At 51.3% G+C, this 2,920-nt stretch carries 2 protein-coding genes and 1 pseudogene; 2 read left to right on the top strand and 1 reads right to left on the bottom strand.

The genetic code is table 11. The features are described from left to right. Nucleotides 1-358 (top strand): hypothetical protein (locus AC29Z1_RS15955; protein ID WP_488272443.1); only part of this gene is annotated, 358 nt, incomplete at its 5' end. A gap of 174 nt (nt 359-532) precedes the next feature. Then, a pseudogene (gene istB, locus AC29Z1_RS15950) lies at nt 533-1,254 on the top strand (IS21-like element helper ATPase IstB). A 949-nt stretch (nt 1,255-2,203) separates the two neighbouring features. Here istB and AC29Z1_RS15945 read toward each other — a convergent pair. Further along, nucleotides 2,204-2,503 (bottom strand): group II intron maturase-specific domain-containing protein, encoded by a 300-nt coding sequence (locus AC29Z1_RS15945; protein WP_173298145.1) that lies wholly within the window; start codon nt 2,501-2,503, stop codon nt 2,204-2,206. Between the last annotated feature and the right edge of the window lie 417 nt (nt 2,504-2,920).

The raw sequence follows: 2,920 nt of genomic DNA, 5'->3' as shown, positions 1-2,920 counted from the left end.
GGTGATCAGGGCCTACGTTCACCGGGTGGAAATCTACGCTGGCCGCCTTCTGGTGGCCACCCACCGGCGCTCTTACAGTACAGGGGAGGAGATCTGTGACATAGACCACTACTTAGAGGCCCTTTATCGTAAACCTAGGGCTTTAGAGGATGCTAAGCCCTTTCATCGTGCAGACCTTCCTCCGGTATATCACCGTTACCTGGCGGCCTTAAAAGAGCACCACGCCCAGCCAGAAAAGGAGTTCGTCCAGATCCTCCTGTACCACCGAGAAGTGGGGTGGGACGCTTTGACCTCTGCCTTAAAGAGGGCTCTGGACGAAGGGGTTTACCATGCCCCCCGGGGTGAAAAACATCCTTGAGCAGTTAACTGGCAAATACCCTACTCCCAAAGAAAACCGAGACCTTTCAGCCTACCAGGTTCCCCGACCGAACTTAAAACAGTTCGACCTCCTGGCGGGCTATAACGGGAGGATGATCCATTGAGTACAGAACTTCTTCTTAAAGAGTATTTACACAAGTTGAAGCTTCCGGCGGTGGCCCGGCACTACAAGAGCTTGGCCCGCACGGCTGCGGAAAACAACCGCTCTTACGAGGAATATTTATGCGCCATCTTGGAGCAAGAGGTATTGAGCAGGGAAGAAAGCGCCCTTAAAAACCGGAACCGCCGGGCAAACTTCCCCTACTTTAAGACCCTGGAAGAGTTCGACTTCACCGCCCTGCCAAGTTTAAGCAAGCCCAAGGTGCTGACCTTAAGCCGGAGAGAATACATCAAAGCTAAGGAAAACGTGATTTTTCTAGGTAACAGTGGGACCGGAAAACCCACTTGGCCATTGCTCTGGCATTATGCGCCTGCCGGCAGGGTTATCGCGTGCGCTTTTATACCGCTCCCAGGCTGGTCACAGAACTCCTGGCAGCCGCCCGGGAACATAAACTCCTCTCTCTAGAAAAACAGTGGCTAAAACAGGACCTGGTGGTGGTAGACGAACTGGGCTACGTACCGTACACTCCCGAAGGAGCCCAACTCTTCTTCCGCTTCTTGGCCGGTCGCTACGAAAGGGGAAGCGTGCTCATCACTTCCAACCTGGAGTTCGGCGAATGGGTACAAGTATTTGGGGACGAAAGAATGACTGCCGCCCTTTTAGACCGGCTCACCCACCGCGCCCACATCCTGGTGATGAACGGGGAAAGCTACCGCTTCCGTGAAAGTTTAAGGCGACGCCAGGAGGAGGGTTTAGTTGGCTCTACATCTGCATAGTAGTTAAGAGCATTTCACTCGTCAGCAGGCCGGACTTGACCCGGCGTCCCGACCTCAGCCTGGCCAACCTTAGCTGGACCGGCTAATCAAGCAGAACCAGGAGGTGGTTCCCATTCTAAAATAAGTCAACATAGCCGTAGCGAAACTAAACTATACAGGTGGTCAACTTTTCAAAGATCAAGTGGTCAACTTTTTGATTGACAAACACATCCGGGTCCATTATAACTTTCGTGATTTCATCCTTGCAATTATCGTGCCATAACGATTAACAGTTTCTCGACGTTTGCCAGACACTCGTTTACTCCTGAAGCTATCTCACATTGAGACAATCAGCGTCTGACCTTTTAGTTCAGACATAAGTTATTCCGGCTATCTTATTTTGAGATAATAATGATCTCAATTTTAGATATCAGCAGAGTAGCCCTATATCAGAGTGACCCTATATTGCCTTCGGGTCCATCCTATTCATTTGTCTCCACGTTTCTTTTGGGAGTGCTTCATTAACCAGCCTTTGGAAGATATGTTCGACCGCTATCAATCCAGATATACCGATTTGAGCCTGAACAGCGTTTAGATTGCTACAATTTGAACTCCGACTTGGGTCTTGCCTGTTTTCTAGACAAAGAATTCCTCGCTACGTTCTTGTTCACCAAGAATTATTAGCTGGGACACCTTACTTCCTACATATTCTGCCAGTCTCTCTTTCCGCTGCCCTTCCTTTGATGCTTTTGGTGTAGCTTTCTTTTTACTGGCCCTGCTGGACTTCTCTACTTCGCCAATCTCCCGCTTCGAATTACCCGTTTCATCGCTGGCTTCTGCATTAACTCCAGAACTGGCTTCGTTGGCTTCTTCAGCTTTATCTACGTGAGCGTATCGGGTAGGAGGGGGCGACTAACCCCCGTCACCCCCCCACACACACACCACCGTACGTACCGTTCGGTATACGGCTTCATAAGGCACTACGAAGTGCTAAGTACCGCTCAACTAAACTCGTCAGCCCTTGGTCTCTCCAGAACTTAAGGCCAAGGGCTTTATTCACCTGGGGAGTATTGACCAACCGCCAGTACCCTTTCCGTGACCCGCTTATAAGTGCTGCCCAGTCCTCAGGTATTCCTAACGCTACTAAGTTGCGTCTCCTGGTGCAGGGTTTTCTCCACTGCCGCAGCATACACATCCTGAGCCGTCGCCTTATCCACTCATCTAGGGCTTCAAGGGTGCTGCGCGTATCTATTAGCCGAAAGTACCCTATCCATCTGTCTTCGCCCTCCCCTCGAACTAATAGAAAGCCTCCCTGTCCTTATGTTCGGTCCTTCCCCCTCTTTGACGCCTAAAAGGGGGTACTATGACCTCTGCTGACTCCTGCCAGTTCATTCGCACCTTCCAGTGCGGGTTACCAGATTACCTGGCGCGCCTGGCAGGCCTCGCCGGGTAAGGACGTTGACTTTCCCTCCTTCCACCCACCGCATATACTCTCAGCAGTCTTCCGTAGCAAGGACTTCGCTTTGTTTCGCAAGCTCATCTAACTGCTGCTAGCCTCCTATGCGGTTCCTGTTCGTCGGACCGGAGGTTTGCCGCCGGCTTCCTTCGGATTCCACCTCGCGATGGACACCCTTGCCTTAAGCTAACGGCTACTGCTACCTTCGTCGTTCAGGACTCACACCATATA

The sequence above is a fragment of the Sporomusa sp. genome, from assembly GCF_057736855.1.
Note: the sequence above shows the minus strand (reverse complement) of the source record. Positions and strands in the feature narration are given on the sequence as shown.